Annotated in this window: 2 protein-coding genes and 1 pseudogene; all 3 read left to right on the top strand. The window is 43.3% G+C overall.

All coding sequences use genetic code 11. The features are described 5' to 3' along the window. Nucleotides 1-140: 140 nt before the first annotated feature. Nucleotides 141-332 (top strand): annotated as a pseudogene (locus JGK20_RS34250) (ISAs1 family transposase); the annotation flags it as partial. Nucleotides 333-648: 316 nt separating this feature from the next. Beyond that, nucleotides 649-1,050 carry a hypothetical protein gene (locus JGK20_RS34245; protein WP_293187208.1) on the top strand — a complete coding sequence of 134 codons (402 nt, stop codon included), beginning with the start codon at nucleotides 649-651 and terminating at the stop codon, nucleotides 1,048-1,050. After that, nucleotides 1,043-1,432: a hypothetical protein gene (locus JGK20_RS34240; RefSeq protein ID WP_293187210.1), complete on the top strand. Its 390-nt coding sequence runs from the start codon at nucleotides 1,043-1,045 to the stop codon at nucleotides 1,430-1,432. The genes JGK20_RS34245 and JGK20_RS34240 overlap by 8 nt, the downstream gene beginning before the upstream one ends. Nucleotides 1,433-1,442: the final 10 nt, after the last annotated feature.

Genomic DNA, 1,442 nt, shown 5'->3' with positions numbered 1-1,442 from the left:
TGATGCCGAGTTTTACCGTTCCGACTAACTTCTTTTGAGCCACAATTAGGGCAACAATTAATTTCTAATGTCATATCACGCTATGGCAAACACTTCTCTGATTATAGCTTGCTTCGATCCTTTCCTTCAGGGCACTACCTAAATACGAATGGTTAAAGAAAATTTTATAATTACCGAATGGCATACCCTCACACGACACAATTGCGAGAGTATTTTCTCGTCTCAAGCCGGAGCAATTTCAGAAATATTTTTTGAGTTGGATTCAATCTATTAGTTGCTTTAATCCAGGAGAGGTGATCGCAATTGATGGCAAAACTCTTCGCCATTCTTACTGTAGTTTAGACTAACCAAAGATGAGAACGGTGGCAAAAGAAGAACTAGAGCCACCGCGCCAGGAGAGAATGACGGTGAAAAAGAAAACCTATCCACTCCTTAAATGAACAGTGAACGATTAAAGGACTTTCGTCAAGCAGCATATGAATTATTGGTGCAAGCTCTCGTATGCAACATTCGAGCTGATGGATTCAGTGATGACCACCAGAAATGCGTCATGTTTAGCGGAATTTTCACTCAATCCATTATTCAAGCGTCAATGGCAAGCGCATCTATGAAGCATTACAAGACTGTAGACCAGACCGAAAAAAACTGATGCTGCTGTATCTAGAGCAATTACAGAAAGAAGCAGCCCCAACGGAACATATATTAGTAGCAATCGACCACACTGCATGGGGCAGACGAGATGCCAAAACGTTAAAAGACAGAACCCATGAATATCAGAGCGGCTGCATTGTGGGACAGGGGTACAGTACAATTGCGTGGATACCTGAAGCGATCGGAAGTTGGGCATTACCCCTGCTCCATGAAAGAATAAGTAGTGGGTCTTCACCCATACTTCAAGCAGCTTCCCAACTTAAACTTGTCTGTGAACAAAGCATCAATCCAGTATTAGCAGTCTTAGACCGAGAATATGGCAATGCAAGTTGGGTGCTAGCGCTAAAGCAAGCTTCCATTCAAGCTGATTGTTTAATGAGAGTCCGAAAGAATGCCTGAAGAGTGGTCAGCACCACCAGCCTATAGTGGTCGCGGTAGACCACCCAAACATGGGCAAAAAATGAGACTCAATGACCCAACCACATGGCTCCAAGCGGATACAGAGATTGAAATTGACGAACATCCAGATTTGGGAAAAGTCCGAGTCAGACAATGGATTGACTTGCATTTTTATCGCGCCCCTGGACAAAAAGTCAATTTAATCCTGGTGGAAAGAATGAAGCCCATGTCAAATGGTCAGCCATTTCCACCCTTATGGTTGGCTTGGGTTGGAGAACGAACTCTACCCAAGCGAAACTGTTTGGTTCAAATATTTACGACGCTTTGGAGTCGATCATTGGTATCGATTTGCGAAGCAAAGATTGCATTGGACATTGCCTAACTTGAGAACT

The organism is Microcoleus sp. PH2017_05_CCC_O_A, assembly GCF_020738785.1.
In the GTDB taxonomy this organism is placed as follows: Bacteria; Cyanobacteriota; Cyanobacteriia; order Cyanobacteriales; family Microcoleaceae; genus Microcoleus.
Note: the sequence above shows the minus strand (reverse complement) of the source record. Positions and strands in the feature narration are given on the sequence as shown.

Coding starts and splice junctions, on each gene's coding strand:
- JGK20_RS34245 (WP_293187208.1), top strand. CDS start 649: ATGCTGCTGTATCTAGAGCAATTACAGAAAGAAGCAGCCCCAACGGAA.
- JGK20_RS34240 (WP_293187210.1), top strand. CDS start 1,043: ATGCCTGAAGAGTGGTCAGCACCACCAGCCTATAGTGGTCGCGGTAGA.